Source organism: Lamprobacter modestohalophilus (assembly GCF_016583905.1).
In the GTDB taxonomy this organism is placed as follows: Bacteria; Pseudomonadota; Gammaproteobacteria; order Chromatiales; family Chromatiaceae; genus Lamprobacter; species Lamprobacter modestohalophilus.
Genome location: NZ_NRRY01000005.1, coordinates 130,876 through 153,577, shown reverse-complemented (window position 1 = coordinate 153,577; position 22,702 = coordinate 130,876). Strand labels below are relative to the sequence as shown.

At 61.2% G+C, this 22,702-nt stretch carries 17 protein-coding genes; 16 read left to right on the top strand and 1 reads right to left on the bottom strand.

All coding sequences use genetic code 11. The annotated features are described in order from the left end of the window. The first annotated feature begins 30 nt into the window (after positions 1–30). The 3 genes from CKO42_RS05445 to CKO42_RS05435 all read left to right on the top strand — a co-directional run bounded on the left by CKO42_RS05445 (position 31) and on the right by CKO42_RS05435 (position 4,731). Entirely contained in the window at positions 31–1,806 is a 1,776-nt protein-coding gene (locus CKO42_RS05445; RefSeq protein ID WP_200240215.1) for an N-acetylglutaminylglutamine amidotransferase, read from the top strand. A gap of 70 nt (positions 1,807–1,876) precedes the next feature. Continuing rightward, the gene (ngg, locus tag CKO42_RS05440; RefSeq protein ID WP_200240212.1) at positions 1,877–3,625 is read left to right on the top strand and encodes an N-acetylglutaminylglutamine synthetase; all 1,749 of its coding nucleotides are present in this window, start codon (positions 1,877–1,879) and stop codon (positions 3,623–3,625) included. Continuing rightward, positions 3,622–4,731: an osmoprotectant NAGGN system M42 family peptidase gene (locus tag CKO42_RS05435; protein WP_200240210.1), complete on the top strand. Its 1,110-nt coding sequence runs from the start codon at positions 3,622–3,624 to the stop codon at positions 4,729–4,731. Before ngg ends, CKO42_RS05435 begins: the two co-directional genes overlap by 4 nt. Here the strand turns inward: CKO42_RS05435 and moaE are convergent. Beyond that, entirely contained in the window at positions 4,728–5,195 is a 468-nt protein-coding gene (moaE, locus tag CKO42_RS05430) for a molybdopterin synthase catalytic subunit MoaE (protein WP_200240207.1), read from the bottom strand. The genes CKO42_RS05435 and moaE overlap by 4 nt on opposite strands. 972 nt (positions 5,196–6,167) lie before the next feature. Here moaE and CKO42_RS05425 point away from each other — a divergent pair. The 13 genes from CKO42_RS05425 (at position 6,168) to cbiB (ending at position 22,687) form a co-directional block, all read left to right on the top strand. Beyond that, on the top strand, positions 6,168–8,090 hold the full coding sequence (locus tag CKO42_RS05425) for a PrkA family serine protein kinase (protein ID WP_200240206.1): 1,923 nt from the start codon (positions 6,168–6,170) through the stop codon (positions 8,088–8,090). A 108-nt stretch (positions 8,091–8,198) separates the two neighbouring features. Next, entirely contained in the window at positions 8,199–9,470 is a 1,272-nt protein-coding gene (locus CKO42_RS05420) for a YeaH/YhbH family protein (RefSeq protein ID WP_200240205.1), read from the top strand. 12 nt (positions 9,471–9,482) lie between these two features. Beyond that, the gene (locus CKO42_RS05415) at positions 9,483–10,976 is read left to right on the top strand and encodes a SpoVR family protein (RefSeq protein ID WP_200240204.1); all 1,494 of its coding nucleotides are present in this window, start codon (positions 9,483–9,485) and stop codon (positions 10,974–10,976) included. A 69-nt stretch (positions 10,977–11,045) separates the two neighbouring features. Then, positions 11,046–13,178 carry a L,D-transpeptidase family protein gene (locus CKO42_RS05410; RefSeq protein WP_200240203.1) on the top strand — a complete coding sequence of 711 codons (2,133 nt, stop codon included), beginning with the start codon at positions 11,046–11,048 and terminating at the stop codon, positions 13,176–13,178. Continuing rightward, positions 13,178–14,257 (top strand): SPFH domain-containing protein, encoded by a 1,080-nt coding sequence (locus CKO42_RS05405; RefSeq protein ID WP_200240202.1) that lies wholly within the window; start codon positions 13,178–13,180, stop codon positions 14,255–14,257. Before CKO42_RS05410 ends, CKO42_RS05405 begins: the two co-directional genes overlap by 1 nt. A gap of 2 nt (positions 14,258–14,259) precedes the next feature. After that, the gene (locus CKO42_RS05400; RefSeq protein WP_200240201.1) at positions 14,260–15,210 is read left to right on the top strand and encodes an SPFH domain-containing protein; all 951 of its coding nucleotides are present in this window, start codon (positions 14,260–14,262) and stop codon (positions 15,208–15,210) included. 177 nt (positions 15,211–15,387) lie between these two features. Then, the gene (locus CKO42_RS05395) at positions 15,388–15,675 is read left to right on the top strand and encodes an encapsulin-associated ferritin-like protein (protein ID WP_200240200.1); all 288 of its coding nucleotides are present in this window, start codon (positions 15,388–15,390) and stop codon (positions 15,673–15,675) included. Positions 15,676–15,807: 132 nt separating this feature from the next. Next, a complete protein-coding gene (locus CKO42_RS05390; protein WP_200240199.1) occupies positions 15,808–17,076 on the top strand; it encodes a glycosyltransferase family protein in 1,269 nt (422 codons plus the stop codon). A gap of 286 nt (positions 17,077–17,362) precedes the next feature. Continuing rightward, complete coding sequence (locus CKO42_RS05385; RefSeq protein WP_200240198.1) at positions 17,363–17,911, top strand: hypothetical protein; 549 nt, start codon at positions 17,363–17,365, stop codon at positions 17,909–17,911. A gap of 150 nt (positions 17,912–18,061) precedes the next feature. Continuing rightward, on the top strand, positions 18,062–18,241 hold the full coding sequence (locus CKO42_RS05380; RefSeq protein WP_200240197.1) for a hypothetical protein: 180 nt from the start codon (positions 18,062–18,064) through the stop codon (positions 18,239–18,241). A gap of 195 nt (positions 18,242–18,436) precedes the next feature. Continuing rightward, complete coding sequence (locus CKO42_RS05375; RefSeq protein ID WP_200240196.1) at positions 18,437–20,404, top strand: alpha-amylase family glycosyl hydrolase; 1,968 nt, start codon at positions 18,437–18,439, stop codon at positions 20,402–20,404. A 97-nt stretch (positions 20,405–20,501) separates the two neighbouring features. Then, complete coding sequence (locus tag CKO42_RS05370) at positions 20,502–21,731, top strand: adenosylcobinamide amidohydrolase (protein WP_200240270.1); 1,230 nt, start codon at positions 20,502–20,504, stop codon at positions 21,729–21,731. Then, on the top strand, positions 21,722–22,687 hold the full coding sequence (gene cbiB / locus CKO42_RS05365) for an adenosylcobinamide-phosphate synthase CbiB (RefSeq protein WP_200240195.1): 966 nt from the start codon (positions 21,722–21,724) through the stop codon (positions 22,685–22,687). The genes CKO42_RS05370 and cbiB overlap by 10 nt, the downstream gene beginning before the upstream one ends. The last annotated feature ends 15 nt before the right edge of the window (positions 22,688–22,702 follow it).

Genomic DNA, 22,702 nt, shown 5'->3' with positions numbered 1-22,702 from the left:
CTAACCAAATCTAGTTTTGAGGATGTCCAGATGTGTGGATTCTGCGGTGAAATCCGTTTTGACGGCCAGGCCATTGATCTTGGTGCGCTGGCGGCCGTTAACCAGAGCATGCAGGCCCGCGGACCCGATGGCAGCGGTCTCTTTCAGCAGGCGCAGATCGCGCTCGGCCACCGCCGACTCAGCATCATCGACCTCAGCACCCATGGCAATCAGCCGATGGTCGATAGCGAGCTTGGGCTGAGCATCGCCTTCAACGGCTGCATCTACAACTACAAGGAGTTGCGCGAGGAACTGATCGGCAAAGGCTATCGGTTCTTCTCGCACAGCGACACTGAGGTCATCATCAAGGCCTTCCATGCCTGGGGGCCAGACTGCGTGCAGCGCTTCCATGGCATGTTCGCCTTTGCGATGGCCGAGCGCGACACGGGGCGTTTAACGCTGGTGCGTGATCGGCTCGGCATCAAGCCGTTCTACTATGCCGAGCTGCCCGGCGCCTTGCGATTTGCCTCGAGTCTGCCGGCGTTGCTCGCCGCCGGTGGCGTCGATACCGACTTGGACCCCGTGGCGCTGAACTATTACATGAACTTCCATGCTGTGGTGCCGGCGCCCTATACCATTTTGCGTGGCGTGCGGAAGCTGCCGCCAGCGACCATTCGGGTGATCGAGCCCGATGGCCAGGTGCGCGATCATCCGTATTGGCAGCCGAGCTTCGTTGCCAGCCCCGAAGAGCAGTCCATGAGCTTCGAGGACTGGCAGGAGCAGCTGCTGGCCTCGCTGCGCACCGCAGTCGAGCGCCGTCTGGTCGCCGATGTCGACGTTGGTGTGCTGCTCTCTGGAGGGCTGGACTCGAGCCTGATCGTTGGCCTGCTGGCGGAGCAGGGCCAGCGCGGGCTGAATACCTTCTCGGTGGGCTTCGAGAGCGTTGGCGATGAGATCGGCGATGAGTTCCAGTACTCGGACATCATCGCCAAGCATTACGCGACCGACCATCACAAGATCCAGGTCGATTCGCGCAACCGGCTGCTCTCGAGCCTGCCTGGCTGTGTGCGGGCGATGTCCGAGCCGATGGTTAGCCATGATGTGATTGGCTTTTATCTGCTCTCGCAGGAGGTGGCCAAGTACGTCAAGGTGGTGCAGAGCGGGCAGGGCGCCGACGAGGTCTTCGGCGGCTATCACTGGTATCCACCCATGCTCGAGAGCCGGGACCCGGCGGCCGATTACGCGCGCGTCTTCTGTGACCGCGAGCATGCCGAGTATCTGCAGGCGGTGCATCCGCGGCTGCATGGCGACGACCATAGTCGAGCCTTCATCCGCGATCATTTCGCGATACCGGGCGCCGAGGCAGCGGTCGATAAGGCGCTGCGCATCGATCAGCAGATCATGCTGGTCGATGATCCCGTCAAGCGCGTCGACAACATGACCATGGCCGCCGGCCTGGAAGCACGCGTGCCCTTCCTTGATCATGAGCTGGTCGAGTTGGCGGCGCGAATGCCGGCGCGGCACAAACTTTGCGACGACGGCAAATGTGTACTCAAGGCGGTCGGGCGGCGGATCATCCCGAGCGAGGTCATCGACCGACCCAAGGGCTATTTCCCGGTCCCGGCCCTCAAGTACCCGCGTGGCGAGGTGCTCGAGATGATGCGCGAGACGGTGCTCAGTCAGCGTGCACGCGAGCGCGAGCTGTTCCAACCGGCCTATGTGCAGCAGTTGCTCGATGCACCAGATGAGCACATTACGCCGTTGCGCGGCTCCAAATTGTGGCAGGTGACGCTGCTGGAGCTCTGGCTACAAGAGCAGGGGATCTAAAGTGCTCGGCCTGCGGCGGAAGTAGTAACGAGAACAGATAACCGGACAATCCGGGCGAGGGGACAGCGCAATGAGCACGCGAGAGCACATCCATCACCGGCTCGAACGTCGGCGGGCGCAGTCGGTGAGTAGCTGGGACAATAAGCGCCGACACGAGAACGAGATTTGGTCGGAAACGGCGGTCGACTGCGGCTGGGGTCGGCTGATCTTTGGTCAGACCTTCAATGATCCGCAGCAACTGGCCAGGTGCCTGCAAGAGGAACGCTCCGGCCGGCGCGATGTGGCCATGTATCTGCGTGATCCTCACGTGGTGCTCTCCTATGCGCCGCAAGACCTGTTTCTCGACCCTTCGCATACCTTTCGCCTCTGGTTGGATCGCTACCAGTATTCGCCGCGTCGGCCGAAGGGCTTCGTTGTGCGACTGCTCAACAACCGAGCCGATGCGGAGGCTGTCCATCGGCTCTATGCGTCACGCCGTATGGTGCCGCCGAGCGCTGAATTCATCTGGCAGCGGCGGGCCTCGCGGGTGGTGCAGTTCTGGGTTGCGCAGGATGAGCAGGACGGCGGTATCCTTGGCTGCGTGAATGGTATCGATCATGTCGAGGCCTTCAGCGATGTCGAGCGTGGCGCTAGCCTCTGGGCATTGGCCGTCGATGCCCAGGCCCCTTATCCTGGCATTGGTGAAGCGCTGGTCCGTCAAGTCGCTGAGTTTTATCAGGCGCGGGGTCGTGCGTTCTTAGATCTCTCGGTGATGCATGACAACAAGGGCGCGATCCGTCTCTATGAGAAGCTCGGTTTCGAGCGGGTTCCGGTATTTGCGTTGAAAAACAAGAATGCCTACAACGAGCCGCTGTTCATCGGTAGACAACCGGCGGCGAAGCTGAATCCCTATTCGGCGATCATCGTCAACGAGGCGCGACGGCGTGGGATCGGGGTCGAGGTGGTTGATGCTGAGGCTGGCTACTTCGCCCTCGGGCTCGGCGGGCGACGGATCGTCTGCCGTGAGTCGTTGAGTGAGCTGACCACTGCGGTGGCGATGAGCCGTTGCGACGATAAGGCCGTGACCCAGCGGCTGTTGCGAGGCGCTGGCTTGAAGGTGCCAGATCAGTGCGCCTATGAGGCGCTGGATCAGGCGGAGGCCTTTCTAACGCGGCATGGTAGCGTGGTGGTGAAGCCGGCGCGTGGCGAGCAAGGGGCGGGCATCAGTGTCGATATCCGCGATCCGAATGATCTCGAACGGGCAATCAAAAATGCCCGTCGGATCTGTGAGACCGTCATTCTTGAACAATTCTGCAGTGGTGCGGACTTGCGCATCATCGTGATCGATTTTCAGGTGGTGGCCGCGGCCATTCGCAAGCCTGCGCAGATCGTCGGCACCGGAGCACATAGTATCAGCGAGCTGATCCAGATCCAGAGTCGGCGGCGGCGGGCAGCGACGAGTGGCGAGTCAAGCATTCCGGTTGATGACGAGACCGAGCGCTGCGTGCGCGAGGCCGGCTTCAAGATGGATGACACCTTGCCCTATGGGCAGACGCTGGTCGTGCGCAAGACCGCCAATCTACACACTGGTGGCACCATCCATGATGTGACCGCCGATCTCAGTCCGGCGCTGGCGCAAGCCGCCTGCAAAGCCGCCCGCGCGCTTGACATTCCGGTAACCGGCCTGGATTTTCTAGTGCCAGACGTGACCGCATCTGATTACGTGATCATCGAGGCCAACGAGCGGCCGGGGCTAGCCAACCATGAGCCCCAACCAACCGCCGAGCGCTTCGTCGATCTGCTCTTTCCGCAGACAGCAGCCCGGGAGCTCCGCGCTTGAAGCATCTTCGAATCGATAACGAGTACCTGCTCGAGATCCTGCTCAAACTCCTGTTTACCCCAAGCCCGGCCGGCTATACCGACCGCGTCGTGCATCTGGTCTGCGAGGAGCTCGAGCGCCTTGATGTGCCCTTCGAGCTCACCCGCCGGGGAGCGATCCGGGCGACCTTGAAGGGTGAGGCGGCGCGGCCGAATAAGGCCATCGTCGCGCACATCGATACCCTTGGGGCGATGGTCAAGGCGCTGAAGCCGAATGGGCGTCTGCAGCTGGTTCCGGTTGGCCATTGGAACTCCCGCTTCGCCGAGGGGGCGCGCTGTACCCTGTTCACCGATATCGGCCAGCATCGCGGCACCATTCTGCCGCTGAAGGCCTCGGGCCATACCTTCGGGCCTGAGATCGACAAGCAGGAGGGTGGCTGGGATTTCGTCGAGTTTCGCATCGACGAGCGCGTCTACGACCTCCCAGGCCTGCTGCAGCTCGGGGTGCATGTTGGCGACTTCATCGCCATCGACACCGCGCCGGAGATCACGGCGACGGGTTACATCAATTCGCGGCATCTCGATGATAAGGCCGGCGCGGCGCTGCTGCTGGCGGCGGTCAAGGCGGTCAAGGAGGGCGATGTCAAGCTCCCGGTCGATTGCCATCCGCTGTTTACGATCTCGGAAGAGGTCGGCTCTGGTGCGTCGGCGGCCTTGCACAAGGATGTCGCCGAGATGCTAACCATCGATAACGGCACCACGGCGCCGGGGCAAAATTCGAGCGAGTTCGGCGCGACGATCTGCATGGCGGATATGGGCGGCCCGTTCGACTACCATCTGACGCATCGCATCATTCAGATCTGCCAGGAGTTTCAGATCCCGCATCAGCGCGATATCTTCAAGTATTACCGTTCGGACAGTGCGGCGGCGCTTGAGGCCGGTAACGATGTGCGCACGGCGCTGGTGACCTTTGGCATCGATGCCTCACACGGCTATGAGCGAATCCACCAGGAGGCGCTTGAATCGCTCGCCGAGCTGGTCGCGATCTACATGCAATCGCCACCGCTGTATGCGCGTGACCGCTTCGAGATGGGGCCGCGCGCTGGGTTCCCGACCGTGCCTGGTTAACTCCCATCACGCCAGCGGGCCTTTGCGCTGCCATCGCTATCGCGCGCTTCAACCCAGCGCGCGCCGCGCTCGGTGTGCTCCTTCTTCCAGAAGGGTGCGTCGGTCTTCAGGTAGTCGATGATCAGCTCGCAGGCGCGGAAGGCGTCACCTCGGTGCCGGCTGGTGACCGCGACCAGCACGATGGGGTCTTCCGGCTCGAGCCGGCCGACGCGGTGCAAGATACGAATCCCCTCGAGCGGCCAGCGGCGTCGCGCCTCGTCGGCGATCGCTGCGAGGGCGCGCTCGGTCATGCCAGGGTAGTGCTCGAGCGTCATCGCGCGGATGTCTGCACCCTCGTTGAGATCCCGCATCAGGCCGACGAAGGCGACCAGGGCGCCGACCTGAGGCTGGCCGCGGCGCAGTTCATCCTGCTCCGCAAAGGGGTCAAAGGGGGTCGCTTGGATGCGAATCTGCGTGCTGCTCATCGGCTTGTCTCTCAATTAGCGTGTCTCTTAATCGACGTGTCTCTAAGCGGTGGCCTTCAGGATCAGGATGGTCCAATCGTCATCAGCGCCTCGGCCGCGAGTGACATCCGAGGCACTGGCCGCAATCGTTAAGGTAACCTCTATGGCACCGACGCGACGACCACCAACCCGAGCCTCGATCTGTGGCTGGCCACGGCGTGCTCTCGACTGGCTATGCGCGGGACGTGCGGACTATCGAGACTTTCAGCAGCGCAGGCGGATGCCCAGCTACCGGCACAACCAGGCCTACTGTCTGTATGCCTGGGCTGGAGCTGCCGCCTTGCTCTTGGTCTGTGGCAGCCTGGGATGTTTAGTCATGTTCGGCCTCGTCGCGACGCTGATCTGCTTCACCCTCTTAGACGCGGACTAGGACGCGGACTAGCGGCGGCCACAGGGTGTTGGTTGATCAGGTCTGAACCCGGGCGGCGAGGACTGTCTAACCGGGGAAGGCAGCTCTGGGGTGTGCCGTTAGGGCTGCATCGCTGAGGCTGGTACCTCTGAGCTTGGGCCTCTGAGATTTGGATCATGGGTGTTGGGTCGCAGGATGAGCCTAGTGCACCAAGACCATTCGTGATTCCGCACCGATTCGGTGCGAGTGCTTGACGCAAGGGCACCGAATGCTGGCATTATCGGTGCTGAACATCGAGTGCCGGCGCGCCGCCCCGGAGCGTGGCGCAGAGTTTGCACGGATTGTCACGACCAGCCCGGCTGCCGAGGCAGACTCCCCGAGCAGGTCCGGCCGATCCCCGCAGAAGCACCGGTGGGGTCCCGGATGGCGTAACGAAGGAGAAGCTTGCATAACGGGCCTGGGGCGTTCATCTCCAATACAGCACAGGCCGAGATAACAGAATGACTGGCGCGCCCGTGTAGCGGCGGCGAAAGCCGCGCTCAGGCAGCGCCTCCCGATGGTGATTTCCGAGCGAGGTATCTTGAATGTCGATCTTTGAGCGCTATCAGGCCAGATATGAGTCGTCCCGCGAAGAGGACATGAGTCTGCAGGAGTATCTGGAGCTGTGCAAAAGCGACCCGATGGCCTACGCGGGGTCCGCTCAGCGCCTGTTGGCTGCTATCGGCGAGCCCGAGCTCATCGATACCCATGACGACCCGCGGCTGAGCCGCATCTTCCAGAACAAGGTCATTAGGCGCTATCCAGCCTTCTCCGACTTCTACGGCATGGAAGAGTCGATCGAGCACCTGGTCTCCTATCTTAAGCACGCGGCGCAGGGACTCGAGGAAAAGAAGCAGATCCTCTACCTGCTCGGTCCTGTGGGAGGTGGTAAGTCGTCACTGGCCGAGAAGCTCAAGGAGCTGATGCAACAAAAGCCCTTCTACGCCATCAAGGGCTCCCCAGTGTTCGAGTCCCCGTTAGGGCTGTTCTCGCCCGAGGAGGATGGCAAGATCCTCGAAGAGGACTATGGCATCCCCACCCGCTACCTGCGTAGCATCATGTCGCCTTGGGCGGTGAAACGGCTGCAGGAGTACAACGGCGACATCACCAAATTCCGCGTCGTCAAGCTCTATCCGTCGATCCTCGAGCAGGTCGCGGTTGCCAAGACTGAGCCTGGCGACGAGAACAATCAGGACATCTCCGCGCTGGTCGGCAAGGTCGACATCCGCCAGCTGGAACATTTCGCGCAAAACGATGCTGATGCCTACAGCTACTCGGGCGCTCTGTGCCGAGCCAACCAGGGCATGATGGAATTCGTCGAGATGTTCAAGGCGCCGATCAAGGTGCTGCATCCGCTGCTGACTGCGACTCAGGAAGGCAATTACAACGCCACCGAGGGACTTTCAGCGATCCCATTCCAGGGCATCATCCTGGCGCATAGTAACGAGTCTGAGTGGCAATCGTTCCGCAACAACAAGAACAACGAGGCCTTCCTTGATCGCGTCTTCATCGTCAAGGTGCCTTATTGCTTGCGGGTCACTGAAGAGAAGCAGATCTACGACAAGCTGCTGCGCCATAGCTCATTGAATCAGGCGCCCTGCGCGCCAGGGACGCTGGAGATGATGGCGCAGTTCTCGGTACTGACACGGATGAAGGAGCCCGAGAACTCGAGCATCTTCTCGAAGATGCGCGTCTACGATGGCGAGAATCTCAAGGACACCGATCCAAAAGCGAAGTCCGTACAGGAATACCGTGATTACGCCGGTGTCGATGAGGGCATGTCTGGCATCTCGACGCGGTTTGCGTTCAAGATCCTGTCGCAGGTGTTCAACTTCGATCACACCGAGGTCGCCGCGAATCCGGTGCATCTGCTCTATGTGCTCGAAAAGCAGATCGTGCGTGAGCATCTCCCGCAAGAGGTGCAGGACCGCTATTTTGGATTCCTCAAGCAATACCTGGCACCACGCTATGCTGAGTTCATCGGCAAGGAGCTGCAGACGGCGTATTTGGAATCCTACGCCGAGTACGGTCAAAACATCTTCGATCGCTATGTGACCTATGCCGACTACTGGATTCAGGATCAGGAGTACCGCGATCCGGATACCGGCGAGATGATGAATCGCGGCTCCTTGAATGAAGAGCTCGAGAAGATCGAAAAACCGGCTGGCATATCCAATCCGAAAGACTTCCGCAACGAGATCGTCAACTTCGTGCTGCGCGCACGGGCCAACAACAATGGCTCCAATCCGCGCTGGACCAGTTACGAAAAGCTGCGCGTGGTGATCGAAAAGAAGATGTTCTCGAACACCGAGGAGCTGTTGCCGGTGATCTCGTTCAACACCAAGGCGTCGAGCGACGAGAAGAAGAAGCACGACCAATTCGTCGACCGGATGGTCGAGAAGGGCTACACGCCGAAGCAGGTCCGTCTTCTCTCCGAATGGTATCTGCGCGTGCGCAAATCGCAGTAGCCTAGCGGTGCGCTAACGGCTCGCTAACGGCTCGCTAACGGACAGAATAGACAGTTCAACGATCGTCGCGCCAACGAAGCACGAGTAACCGGAATCACACGCCTGCTTATGTCTCACTTCATCGACCGCCGGCTCAATAGCAAGAACAAGAGCACTGTCAATCGGCAGCGCTTCTTGCGGCGTTACAAGACGCAGCTCAAGCGGGCGGCGTCTGATGCGGTCAATCGCCGGAGCATCACCGATATCGACGGTGGAGAGCAGGTCGGTATCCCGTCTAAGGACATCTCTGAGCCGCAGTTCCATCATGGTTCAGGCGGTCAGCGGGATATGGTCCATCCGGGCAATAAGGAGTTCGAGGCCGGTGACCGGGTGCAGCGCCCAGAAGGTGGCCAGGGTCAAGGGGCCGGGCAGGGGCGCGCTGGCCGCGGTGGTAGCGGTGAGGACGATTTCGTCTTCGAGCTGTCGCGCGAGGAGTTCCTGGATCTTCTATTCGATGACCTTGAGCTACCGAACCTGGTGCGCAACCAACTGGTTGGCACTACCGAGTTCAAGACCGTGCGCGCCGGCTATGCGACCGAGGGCGCGCCGAGCAACATCGATGTGGTGCGCTCGTTACGCGGTGCCATCGCCCGGCGAACGGCGTTAGGAGCGCCGTATCGCGGTCGTATCCGCGCGCTCGAAGAGGAACTGGCGACACTGCTGGCCTCTGGGGTCGCGGAGACTGATGCCCAGGTTGTCGCGCTGCGCGAGGAGATCGATCGGCTCAAGACCCGCATCGCGGCATTGCCCTTCATCGATACCTTCGATCTGCGCTACCAATCCTTCACCAAGCTCCCCGAGCCGACGAGTAAGGCGGTGATGCTCTGCATCATGGATGTCTCCGGCTCGATGGATCAGGTGCGCAAGAATCTTGCGAAGCGCTTCTTCATCCTGTTGTACCTCTTCCTGCAGCGCAACTATGACAAGATCGATGTCGTCTTTATCCGCCATCACACCATTGCGCAAGAGGTCGATGAGCAAGAGTTCTTCTACTCACGTGAAACCGGTGGTACGGTGGTGTCCAGCGCATTGCAGCTGGCCCATGAGGTGATTCGGGACCGATACGATTCCGAGTCCTGGAACATCTATGCCGCGCAGGCGTCGGATGGCGATAACTGGGATTCCGACTCGAGTATCTGTCGTGATCTGCTGATTCAGGATCTACTGCCGCTGATCCGCTATTACGCCTACGTTGAGATCACGCCGCGGCAGCATCAAAGCCTGTGGTACGCCTATCAAGACGTGAAAGCGGTGCATCGGCACTTCGCGATGGAAGAGATCAACGGCGCCGATGACATCTTTCCGGTGTTCCGAGAGCTCTTCAAAAGACAAGAGGCTTAGTGTCAAATCGCTATGGCAAGCAACCGGATCATTTCCGATAGTTCCGAGTGGACCTTTCCGCTACTGAAACGCTTTGATCAAGCGATCGCGCGGGTGGCGAGCGATGAGTTTGGTCTCGATACCTATGCCAATCAGGTCGAGGTGATCTCATCGGAGCAGATGATCGACGCCTATTCCTCGGTGGGGCTGCCGATCAACTACCATCATTGGTCGTATGGGAAGCAGTTCGTTGCGACCGAGCAGACCTACCGCCGCGGGCAGATGGGTCTGGCCTATGAGATCGTGATCAACTCCGATCCCTGCATCGCCTATCTGATGGAGGAGAACACCCTGCCGATGCAGGCGTTGGTGATCGCGCATGCCTGCTACGGCCACAACAGCTTCTTCAAGGGCAACTATCTATTCCGAACCTGGACAAGCGCCGACGCCATCATCGATTACTTGGTCTTCGCGCGCAATTACATTGCCGAGTGTGAAGAGCGTTATGGTACTGAGCAGGTCGAGCTCCTGCTCGACTCCTGTCATGCCCTGATGAATTATGGCGTCGATCGTTATCGGCGGCCTTCTCCCTTGTCGATGGCGGAAGAAAAACGGCGGCAGGCCGAACGGGAGAACTATCTGCAGTCTCAGGTGAACGATCTCTGGCGCACCTTGCCGGTGATTGATAAGGAAGAAGGGCAGCTCGATGAGCGTCGTTTTCCGGCTGAGCCGCAGGAGAACCTGCTCTATTTTATCGAGAAGAACGCGCCGCTACTCGAGCCCTGGCAGCGCGAGATCGTGCGCATCGTGCGACGGGTCGCACAGTATTTCTATCCGCAGCGCCAGACCCAGGTCATGAACGAAGGCTGGGCAACGTTCTGGCATTACACCCTGCTCAATCGGCTCTACGATCAGGGCATGGTCGGCGACGGTTTCATGATGGAGGTGCTGCAGTCGCACACCAACGTCGTCTATCAGCCGTCGTTCGATTCTCCGTACTACAGTGGCATCAATCCTTATGCGCTCGGTTTTGCGATGATGCGGGATATTCGTCGCATCTGCGAAGAGCCGACTGACGAGGACCGCTACTGGTTCCCCGACATGGCAGGACAGGATTGGCTGAAGACACTCGACTTCGCGATGCGCAACTTCAAAGACGAGAGCTTCATTGCGCAGTTCCTGTCGCCACATCTGATGCGCGAATTCCGCATGTTTGCAGTCTCTGACGACGATCGCGAAGACACGCTTGAGATCACCGCGATCCACGAAGAGACCGGTTACCGGCAACTTCGGCAACGGCTCGCTGATCAATACAACCTCGGCAGTCGTGAGCCCAACATCCAAGTCTACAACGTCGATGTGCGTGGCGATCGTTCACTGACGCTGCGGCACTTTCGGTACAATCGTCGCCCATTAGGCGATTCTCTCGACGAGATGCTGAAGCACATCCACCGCCTGTGGGGCTTTGACGTGCGTATGGAAGCAGTCGACGAGCATGGTCGCGTTCAGCTCGTCGGAGAGACCTAATCGGGCGCTTTTGGCACAGATTGGGTCGGGAAGACGAGGCATTTGATCACCAAACGGGGTACGCGGTCGATGTCGAACTACTTCCCGGTCGGCACCTTTCCGATCGGTTGTCTACTGATCGGGTTCTCCGTAGCGATGCTCGGCCCGTCCTGTCTTTTCGCGCAAGATCGGGAGGACGCTGCGGTCGCTGCCGTGAATGTTGACGACGCGCTCGAGCAGGCGATGGAGGATCTGTCGCTGTTCTCTCCGCGCCTGCTGCGCGAGTTTTATGCGGCGCGCGGTTTTAGCCACGCGTGGAGCCCTGCTCAGGCCGCCTCGATGCTCGGTCTCGCGCAAGACAGCGTCGCCCACGGCCTAGACGCCAAGGACTTTAATGTAGACGCGATTCAGGGGCTGTTGGCGGCGCATGATCTTGATGCGAGTGACAACAGCGCCGCACGCTGGCGCGCCGACCTGATCCTCAGCGACACCTTACTCCGCTATCTGCATCATCTTCAGTACGGCAAGTACAACCCCAAAGAGATCAACCCCGATTGGACTTTCGTCGCCTCGGTCGATGCCGCCGCGCTGCAGGCCGAGATACAGGAGGTTCTTGCTGCGGATGAACTGTCGGCAGCAGTCGACGCGGTTCTACCGCATGCGCCCTTCTACGAGCAGCTCAAGCTCGGCTATGCGCGCTATTTGTCGCTGAGTGAGCGGCTGCAGGACGAGGGCGGTTGGACGCCGCTCCCTGCTGGGCCCAACCTCAAGATTGGTATGCGCGATTCGCGCGTGCCGCGAATTCGCGAACAGCTCGCGTTGCTCGATGGTGATGACTTCCCGCCGACGGCGGATCCGGATATCTATGACAAGGCCCTCTATGAGGCGCTGCGGGAGTTCCAGAAGCGTTCCGGCTTGGCGCCAGATGGGGTGATTGGGCCACGCACTCTGGCTGCCTTGAATCGCCCGCTGGATGAGAGTCTCGCAGCGATTCGCGCCAACCTGGAGCGGATGCGCTGGCTCTACCACGAGCTACCGCATGATTACTTGCTGGTCGACATTGCCGCCTACCAGCTCGAGCTGGTGCGTGACCAGCAGCTGGTTTGGAGCACGCGGGCCGTTGTCGGCACCGACGAGAATCAGACGCCGATGTTCCGCGACGAGATGGAGCATTTGGTGTTCAACCCGACCTGGTCGGTGCCGTCTTCGATCCAGAAGAAGATGCGCGGTGTCCCGAGTGACTACCATGTGATCGATCGGCGCACCGGTCGGCGCGCCTATCCGTCGAATCCGACTGATCATCGTCGCTACCGCCTTGTCCAGCAGCCTGGCCCAAAGAACGCGCTTGGAAAAGTCAAGTTCATGTTTCCGAATGGTCATGCGATCTATCTGCACGACACACCCAGCCGCCATCTCTTCGCGCGCGGTCGCCGCGCTTACAGTCACGGCTGCGTGCGCGTTCAGGAGCCCTTAGACCTGGCTCGAGAGGTTCTGGTCAGCCAGAATTGGGACATGAGCGCGATCAATCGCGTCGTCGATAGCGGCCGCACCCGCTATGTGAATCTCGACGAGCACCTGCCCGTGCTCCTCTACTACTTGACTGCGCGCGCTGATGAGCAGGGTCGGGTCGGGTTTCGGAACGACCTCTATCAGCGCGACGCAAGCTTGCTCTCCAGGCTTGGTGGCCCCAGCCGAGCTGACCGCTTAGTTTTTAGTGAGGTCGAGGCCCCAGTGACTGAGCCCGAGCTGCAGTCTCCGGCGACGACTACGGCGATGCCAACGCCAACCGCCACCGCTAAGACGGCTGAGCCGGTCGCGTCCAGCGGGGCGGCTGAAGCGGGGCTCAAGGCAACCGTAAATGCTCAGCATGACGGCCAGGCTGAGTTGTTGTCGCCCGATCAGGCCGCGCCGAGGGCGGCACGAAGTGCCGGGCGGGCGCCGGACTCGAGTCAGCCGGATGCCTCTTCGCCGGAAGCATCGTCAAATCAACAGCCCGCGCAAGAGCCTTGGTGGGACTTATCGATGAACCTGCAGGCGTCTGAGGTCTTCCCCGCGCTCGCGGCAACGCCCGCGCCGAGCTTAAGCCGCCCATCCCAACGCGCCTCTGAGCGCTTCACCAGTGCCGACCTGAGTCTCGACCAGCCGATGATGAGCTGGCGTTCACAGGATTCCAGCAAGCAAGCGACGGATGCCAATGAGCGCGTCCAGTCACGGGGGTTTTGATGCTGCTCGCTTCCTTCCTTCTGGGTGTTGTTGTCTACGTCGTCGTTAAGGTCTTCATCCGGGCGCTCTATACTGTGAAGCCGAACGAGCGCGCGGTCCTTACGTCCTTTGGTCGCGCCGTGCGCCTCGGCGAGCAATGGGTCGCCGACGAGAGCCTCAATGAAGACGAGCGGGAGCGCTATCGTTTCCCGCAGTTGCGAGTGATCGGCCCGGGTGGGCCCTACTTCAAGTGGCCCTGGCAAGAAGTCTATAAGGTCGATGTCGCGACCCAGTCGATTGATCTGACCTGGGACCCAACCAAACGCCAGACCACGATCGAAGCGGTGACCAAGGATAATCTCACCACCGGCGTCGACGGCCAGATCCGCTTCCGCGTCGCCGAGGGTAATCTCTACGCCAACTGTTTCGGCGTCGATAGCCCCCTCGAGCACGTGATGGGCTACTTCATCGCGGTGCTGCGCGAGCGGATTGCGAACTTCGTCGACCCGAAAGGGCAGAGCCTGGTCGACACCGGCGATGTCTCAGGCGAGGCGGGGGCCGCGACGGTGGATCTGACCGAAGGGGTCTCGATCAACGACCTGCGCAAGAATCTGCCACTGCTCAACGACTACATGGAGAGCCAGTGTCGCTCCACGGCAGCGCGCTATGGGATCGAGCTGGATGCGGCCTTGATTACCCAGATCGACCCACCGCACGAGGTCGACCGCGCCCTCTCGGCGATCAATAGCACACGGAATCAGGTCGCTGCCGATATCAGCACCGCGCGCGCCGATGCGGAGCAGCAGATCACCATGAGCAATCGGGCCGTCGATATTGCCAGCAATAATGCCCAGGCCGAGGTGGCGCCGCTGCGCGAGCTGGCGGCGACCTTGATGGGCATTAAGCGCACAGGGGGTGCGGCCGCCTTGAGCGCCTACATCCGTAACATGCGTATCCCGCTCCTGAAGCAGGCAAAACGCATCGTGCAGGTTGCGGGTCCGACCGCCCATGAAGGTGCAGCGATCGTGACCGGAGCTGCTGGAAGTGCCGGAACTGCCGGAACTGCCGGCGCTGATCATGCTTCGCGCGGAGGAGCCTAACCATGCCGGTTTCTGACTTCGCCCCATTGATTGCCTTCGTGCTTGGCATCATCGCCATCCCGGCCGTTCTGGGCATTGCTAGGCAGCTCGGCCTCTATGCCGTCGTGCGCGAGCGCGAATCGCAGGTATTTACGCTGTTCGGTAAGGTCATCGGCACCCTCGATGAGCCTGGACTGCGCTTTCCGATCGCCTATTTCGGTCCCAAGGCCCTGTTGGTGGCCTTCTTTGGCAAGCGCTATCTGGTGAACACCGCGCTGCGACAGTATTACTTGCGTGATCTGATGGTGAACTCGGAGGAGGGCACGCCGATGGGGGTTGGCATCTGGTACGAGATGCAGGTCTGCGACCCCGTGGCCTACCTGTTCACCAACGCCAACCCGGAGGGCTCGCTGCAGGCTAACGTCGCCAGCTCTACCATCTCGACGCTGTCGAACCTGGAGATGGACAAGATGCTCGAGGATCGGCATCAGCTCAGCCGCAAGGTTAGGGCGACGGTCTCGCCCTTATCGGAGAAGTGGGGCTACAAGCTGGGCTCGGTGTATATCCGCAAGGTCGCTTTTACCGATCGGCAGATGGTCGATAACATCACCGAAAAGGTGGTCAAGCGCCTGATCCAGGTCACCAGTGCGATGAAGCAGGACGGCGATAACCGGGTCGGCCTGATCAAGAGCGAGACCGCCTTCAAGGTCTCACAGAAGATGGCCGAGGCGGCGGCAACCCGGCCGCGGGTGGTCGGTGAGGCCCTGAATGAGATCGCGCGCGAGGACCCGGAAACGCTGGCGGCGGTGATGGAGGTGATGGAGACAGAACAGCTGATCGCCTCCGGTGCCGAGGTCGATGTGCTGCCGCGCGACGCCCAGGTGCTGGTCTCGGTTGGTGCGGTAGGCCATGGGACCAGCGCCGGTCGTGCTGCGGCCTCGGGATTGTCTCTGGACGCGAGCGCCTTCTCCTGATATCAGGTTTCATCAAGTTTCAATAGGGTCAACGCGCGTTGTAATTTTTCGCGTGGGCTCGGACAATGCGTCTAGCGGAGGCGCAGCTGTTTTGGCTCGGCCCCGCTCGTTTCATCTAGGTTCATTCCAGGTATATTCCAGGGTCGCCTGCCGCGGCCCCAGCTTCGGAGACAAGCGATGTCCAACGAGGGTTATCACGAGCCGATCACTGAACTGTCGGACGAAACGCGCGATATGCACCGCGCGATCCTGTCGCTGATGGAGGAGCTCGAGGCCGTCGACTGGTACAACCAGCGCGTCGATGCGTGCAAGGATGCGGAACTGCGCGCGATCTTGGCGCACAACCGCGATGAAGAGAAGGAGCATGCGGCGATGGTGCTCGAGTGGATTCGGCGGCGGGACTCGAAATTCGACGACGAACTCAAGGATTACCTGTTCACCGACAAGCCGATTGCGCATGAATAACCTGCGCCATCGCGCGACCAGCGCCACTTCGCTGGGCACCTAGTTCACGATGATCAAGCAGCTGGCTGGTGTGTCTGGTCGGCTGCGCCTGCGGTCAATCGTGCCGCAATCCACGGCAGGAGTTGATAGCGCATGGCCGATTTTCACCAAGAGCCCCAGATCACGACCCTGCACGGGCTGCATGAAGCCTTTGATGCCGATCATTATCTGACACGGCTGGAGTGCAAGCTCGAGGCGCATGCCAAGCAGGATCATATGTGCCTGCTGCTGCCCTCACTGTTCAGCGAGATCAGTAACGGCGATGTGCTTGATCGGATCGTCGAGCGGATCGCTGAGGTGCGTTATCTCCGCAGTATCGTCGTCGCCCTCGGCGGGGCACCTGAGGAGCAACAGTTCCGCGAGGCGCAGGCCTATTTCGGACGCTTGGCGAGGTCGGATTGTCTGGTTCGGGTGGTCTGGGTCGACGGGCCGCGCGTCCAGGGGTTGTTGTCTGAGCTGGGCGAGCGCGGCATACCGACGGGTCAGCAAGGCAAGGGGCAATCGGTGTGGGTGACCCTGGGCTATCTGTTTGCGCGCGCGGAGGCCAATACCATTGCCTTGCACGATTGCGACATCGTCACCTACGACCGCACCATGCTCGGCCGGCTGATCGAGCCGGTTGCTAACCCGAACAACGCGTTCCAGTTCTGCAAAGGCTACTACGCGCGGATCTCGCCGAGTGAGCGCTCGATGAAAGGGCGAGTGACCCGGCTGTTCGTGACCCCCTTCGTCGATACGCTGTCACGCGTGATGTGTAATCAGGGGCTGCCCGAGCTGCAACGCTTTTTCGAGTACCACCGCGGATTCAAGTATCCGTTGGCCGGCGAATTCTGCTTTACCTCAGACCTCGCGCGGGGCCTCAACATTGCCTATGACTGGGGGCTCGAGGTGGCAACCCTGTCACAGGTCTACGATCAGCTGACGCGCCGACAGGTTGCGCAGATCGATCTGGCCGCGAATTACGAGCACAAGCACCAGGAGTTGTCGCCCGACGATACGTCCAAGGGGCTGCATCGGATGGTGGTCGACATCGCCAAGTTCTATCTGACCTACATGCGCTCGCATGGTGTCCCGCTCGACGATGCCTATGTCGACATGTTGCTGCATACCTACTACCAGACGGCGCTGACCTACGTGCGAAAGTACAGCTATGACGCGGATGTGAACGACCTCTCCTACGATCTCTATCAAGAAGAGGCGGCTGCCGGGCATTTCCGCGGGTTCCTCTGGGATGCCTGGATGCAGACCAAGGGGCCCCAGGAGGCCAAGCTCATCCCTTCCTGGAACCGCGTCGCCTATAGCTTTCCCCTGGTCTATGAGCGGCTGCTAGAGGCGGTTGAGGCCGATCATGTGTCTGCTTGAGCCCGGTCGGGCGCTTCAGCGAATGCTCGAGCAAGCACGGTTGTGCACTCACGTTCATGGCGCGTCGCAACCCGGAGCCGCGTCGCAACCTGGAACAATAAGGCACTTGTTGCACGCTGCCCGATCGTTGTTCCGGTTGGTCCTGCGGATACCCACGTTGATACTATGCTTAAAGCGGCCGTGTTTTGATGGTCGCTTGAGCTGTGCCTTGGTCGTCAACCGATATGGGCGACACTCCATGACCAGCCCTGCACAGTCTTAACCCACTCAATAGAGGAGACATGATGTGCCCGAAGCTGCTATGAACAACGACCCGCAGGCCAAACCGGTTAGCTGGACCAAGTTGCTCTTCGTGAGCCTGCCTTATCTGGTGCTGTATCTTGCAGCCATCGTACTGGTCGCCATGACCGACGCCGATCCTGAGCGAACGGCTGATCTCTGGAGACTGTTCATGCCGGTTGTTGCGCTGGTCTCGGTGATCGGTGGTTGGCGTTTTTCCGGCGAGGACACCAAAGAGAAGGCGCGCTACATCGGCAAACAGGTTCTGTACTGGGCGGCGGTGCTGGTCGGGATCTATCTCCTGTTCATGGGCGATACGCCGCATTTCCTGAACGCCGAGAGCCAAGGCTTCGTGGTCGCCTATATCCTTGGTCTGTCCGCGTTGCTGTCCGGTATCTATGTCGATTGGAAGATGTCGGTCTTTGGTGCTTTCCTGATCGCGAGTGCCCTTGGTATCGCCTTCGTCGATGACAATGCGCTGCTGATCAGCATTGGTGGCATTGTCGTCGCGGGGATCACGGTTGTGCTGATGCGCTGGCGCGGCAAGAACGCTTGAGCTGGAGACTCAGCATCCTTGCGCCTCCGGCTGTGGACCTTGTCGTTCGCGTCGGAGTGTCGTTAGCCGCGAGCGTTGGGAATCCGGGTTACTGCCTGCATGCAACTGGGCGTGACCCACCTCTAGGGGAATCCATCGGAGAATCCATCGATGCGCATGTTCGACGCGGAGAAGCAGGTCGTCGCCGACCTCAGAGACGAGGGAACCGTCATGATGGTCAAGCAGCTACCTCTGTTTCAGATCATCATTGTGCGCCATCCGACGCTCGGCAAGCTGGTGCTGATCGAGGGCAGCGACGGTCATGGCGCTGTCGTCGAGGTCGACAACTAAGCGTCATGGCGCGGCGCTACCCCGGACAATGAATCCTTGTGGGATTGACGTTAACCCTGGTGTGGTCACGCCGCGGTCGCGCCCGAGTCCGGTTGCTTCGACAGGCTTGGGGCCTGCTATGCGCCGGATCACGCCCAGTCCGCCCAGTATCAAGACTCTGCACAGGCCCGCTCAGCGAGCCCGATCGAAGGTTTAATGGATAACAAGACGCCGATCACCGATGAACATTGGGTCCGCGAGCAGGCCGACCGGTCGCTCGCACGCCTGCTGCCGCGGCTCGAGCAACGCTTCAGCAATGCGGTTGATGAGGTCGAATGGCTTGGCTATCGGGAGCGCCTCGAGCGCCACTTCCCGCGCCTATTCAAGCGGCTATACGGCCTGTATGGCGGCTATTACGACTTCTTCTACCATCTCGAGAGCATCGTCGCCTCGGCCACCGAGATGTGGATCGCGCGCTCGCCAGAGCTCAAGGCGCTGGATGCGATGCGTGGCGCCGACCCGTACTGGTATCAGTCCAATCGGATGGTCGGCGCCATGTGCTATGTCGACCTGTTCGCCGGCGACCTGGCGGGTCTGCGCGAGCGCATCCCTTACCTGACCCAGCTCGGCATCACCTATCTGCATCTGATGCCGGTGTTCCGCTCGCCCGAGGGCGATAATGATGGCGGCTATGCGGTCAGCAGTTATCGCGAGGTCGACCCAGCGCTCGGCACGATGGATGATCTGGCGGATCTGGCCACGGAACTGCGCCATCATGGCATCTCGCTGACGCTGGACTTCGTCTTCAATCACACCAGCGACGAGCACGAGTGGGCGCGTGCCGCGCTGGCGGGTGATCGCACCCATCAGGGCTACTATCGGCTGTTTCCGGACCGCACCCTGCCGGATCTTTACGAGAAGACCATGCCTGAGGTCTTTGGTGAGGATCACCCGGGCGCCTTCACCTATCGCACGGGCATCAAGAAGTGGGTCTGGACCACCTTCCACACCTATCAGTGGGATCTGAACTACGAGAATCCGGAGGTCTTCAACCGGATGCTCGAGGAGATGCTGTTCCTGGCCAATCAGGGCGTCGAGATCCTGCGTCTCGATGCGGTCGCCTTCCTCTGGAAACGCCTTGGGACCAATTCACAGAATCTGCCCGAGGCGCACTGGGTGATCCAGGCCTTCAATGCGCTTGTCAGCATCGCTGCGCCGGCCATGGTGTTCAAGTCTGAGGCGATCGTGCATCCGGACGAGGTGCGCGAATACATCAGCATGGACGAGTGCCCGCTGTCTTATAACCCGCAGCTCATGGCGCTGCTCTGGGATGCCTTGGCGACGCGTGATGTGCGCGTGCTGCAGCGGGCCATGCAACATCGCTTCTCGGTACCCTCGGGCTGTGCCTGGGTGAATTTTGTCCGCTGCCACGACGATATCGGTTGGGCCTTCGCCAATGACGACGTCGAAGCGGTTGGTTTCGATGCGGATCGGCACCGAAACTTCCTCACGCGCTTCTACACCGGGCGTTTCGAGGGCAGCTTTGCCCGCGGGGCACCCTTCCAAGAAGACCCGGTCACCGGGGATGCGCGCATCTCCGGCACCTGTGCCTCACTGACCGGGATCGAGAAAGCCCTTGCCGAGCAGGATACGGCAGAGCTCGAGCTGGCCATCGGCCGCATCTTGCTGATCCACGGCATCATCATCATGATCGGCGGTATTCCGTTGATCTATCTCGGTGATGAGATCGCGACCCTCAACAACTACGGCTACGACCAGGATTCGGAGAAGGTTGGTGATTCGCGCTGGCTGCATCGCGGCACCTTTGATTGGGAGCTCGCCGACCAGCGTCGCGATGTCGAGACGGTTGCCGGGCGCGTGTATCAGGGCCTGTTGCGGTTGTTGCAGGTGCGTAGCCATAACCATGCCTTCGCGCGCGGTGATACTGAGCTGCTGGATACTGGCAATCGCCAGGTGTTCGGCTTCCTGCGCTCGAGCGAGCAGTCCACGGTCTTCGTTATCGGCAACTTCAGCGAGCATCCGCAACGCTTGGAGGCGCGTCGGCTGCGCCAGATGGGCATGCGCAAGACCATGGTCGATCTGTTCGCCGGCCAGACCATTATTGCCACCCAAGAGCTGCTGCTCGAGCCGTATCAGCTGATGACGCTAGCGCGTTCAGCCTAGCCGCGGCGACGTTCCTTCGGTACAAGCTGTCCGGTCTAACGCTGATGGCGCGGCGCCACTCCGGACGATGAATCGCGTGAGATTTACGTTAAACGCCATGTTGCTCAGTGAGACCGATCATTACCGCCTGTATCGTCGAGGTCGCTTTCTCTGGGCGGCGCTCAAGCGGGCACACCGCGTGCTCAGCACCTGTAAGGTCAATGGCGGTCTGCGCGAGGATCTCAGTCATGTCGCGAACCACCAGAGCTGCGAGGGCGTTGCGCATCTGACGCGCTATGCGCGCAATCAGTCACCGCTTCCGGGGCTGGACGCGTTTCATGCTCAAGCCTGTCTGGATGCCGATCTGCCGCCGGCGAAGACGGCATTGATGTCGACCGCCGCGAATATGCAATGTGCGGTGCTGGCGCAGGCCGAGCACGAGGATCTGGTGGTCTCGGTGGCGGCTACTGCGGGTGTGCTCGGTAATGCGACCCGTGCCGGTGATCCTGCGGGCTGGCATGAGTATCGCGACGGTAGCCGGCCGATCCCGCGCACCAGTGACACTGCTGGGGAGGTCGAGGCTAAGACCCTGTTCGACATGCAACAGGCGTCGCAGTCCGGGTCCGTGCCGATGCGCTCGCCGGATGCGACCGGCTCCGGCACCATCGTGCTGCTGGTGTTCATCAATCAGCCTTGTACGGCGCCCTGCCTGGTCCGCGCCGCGACCCTGGTAACGGAGGCGAAGAGCACGGCGCTGCTCGACCTGCGGATGCCGAGCCTGCAGTCGGCGGGCCTGGCGACCGGCACCGGGACCGATCAACTGGTGATTGCCGCGCCTTTGCCGGCCGCGGGCGACTGGGAGCGCAACTGGGCCGGCGGCCACAATAGCCTTGGCGAATTGCTGGGACGGGCCGTGCACGCGGCGGTGACCCGCTGCATCCTGCTGCAGAATGGGGTCTGCGCCGAGCTGCGTCGCTCGGTCTGTAGCGCGCTCGGCCGCCATGGTTGCGATGAGGCGCAGCTGCTGGCTCAGGCTGAGGCTGAGCTCGAGCGCGCCGACGCCGAGCTGTTCGCGCACAATCTGATGGCGCTCATCCATGATCCGCAGACGGCGGCCGCGGCCTATGCCTTGGCCGAGATCATCGATCTGGCTCGAGCTGGCGTATTGCACGCTGAGGTGGCGCAGGAGGCGATCTTCAATCAGGCCGCGCTGCTGGCGGCGGCGGTTGCGGTCGATCCCGCGCAGTTCCCCGCATTGCGCGAGGCCTTGCAGCAGCATCGCGACCTGGCCCCCGGTGTGCTCGCGGCTCGCGCCGTTGCGCAGGGGTTCGCGCGCAAATGGGGCTGACGCAGCATCTTTTGCTGATCCTTGCCGCTTGCGCGCTGGATGCGCTGGTTGGCGATCCGGTTTACCGCCTGCACCCCATCCGCGTGCTCGGTGCCTGGACGCTGGCCTGTGAGCGCTGGCTGTTTGCGCGTGGGCTCGACGGGCGCCTGGGTGGTGTCCTGCTCTGGGCTGCCACCGTCGGCGGGGCGCTTGGCGGTTGGTGGCTGGTGCATGCTGGGCTGATACTGCTGCATCCCTGGCTGGCCTTTGTCTGGGACCTGTTCATCGCCTACAGCCTGCTCTGTGCGCGCGATCTGCTGAATCAGGGCCGGCGCGTGCTCCTGGCCTTGGATGATCTGCCGCTGGCTAGACGCGAGCTGCAGATGTTGGTCAGCCGCGATACCGAGACCCTGCCGCGCGCTGGGGTGGTTCGAGCGACGATCGAGAGTCTGTCTGAGAACCTGACCGACGGCGTACTGACGCCGCTCTGGGCGCTGTGCCTATTCGGGCTGCCGGGGCTGATCCTGGTCAAGGTGGTCTCGAACCTGGACTCGATGGTCGGCTACAAGAATGCGCGCTATGCGCGCTTCGGCTGGGCTGGCGCGCGCTCAGATGATCTGGTGCACTGGCTGCCGGCGCGCCTTGCGGTGCTGGTGATCATGCTTGCCGCCGCCCTGCTGCGCTTGCATCCGCGCCTGGCGTTGTCGGCGGCCTTGCGCGATCACGCGATGCTACCTAGCCCGAACTCGGGCTGGAGCGAGGCCGCCTGCGCCGGGGCTCTTCGGGTGCGCCTGGTGGGGCCGATCTGGCACCAGGGGCGCTTGGTCAACGAGGCCTATATGGGGGAGCCTGATTGGCCCGCCGAACTCGATGCCGAGGATCTGCGTCGAGCCCTGTTGCTGGTGTTGGTGGCCTGTCTGATTGCGCTGGCGGTTGGGCTTGCGCTCGCGCCACTGCGCAGTCTGATGCCTTGGTGATGAAGCCGCCTTGGT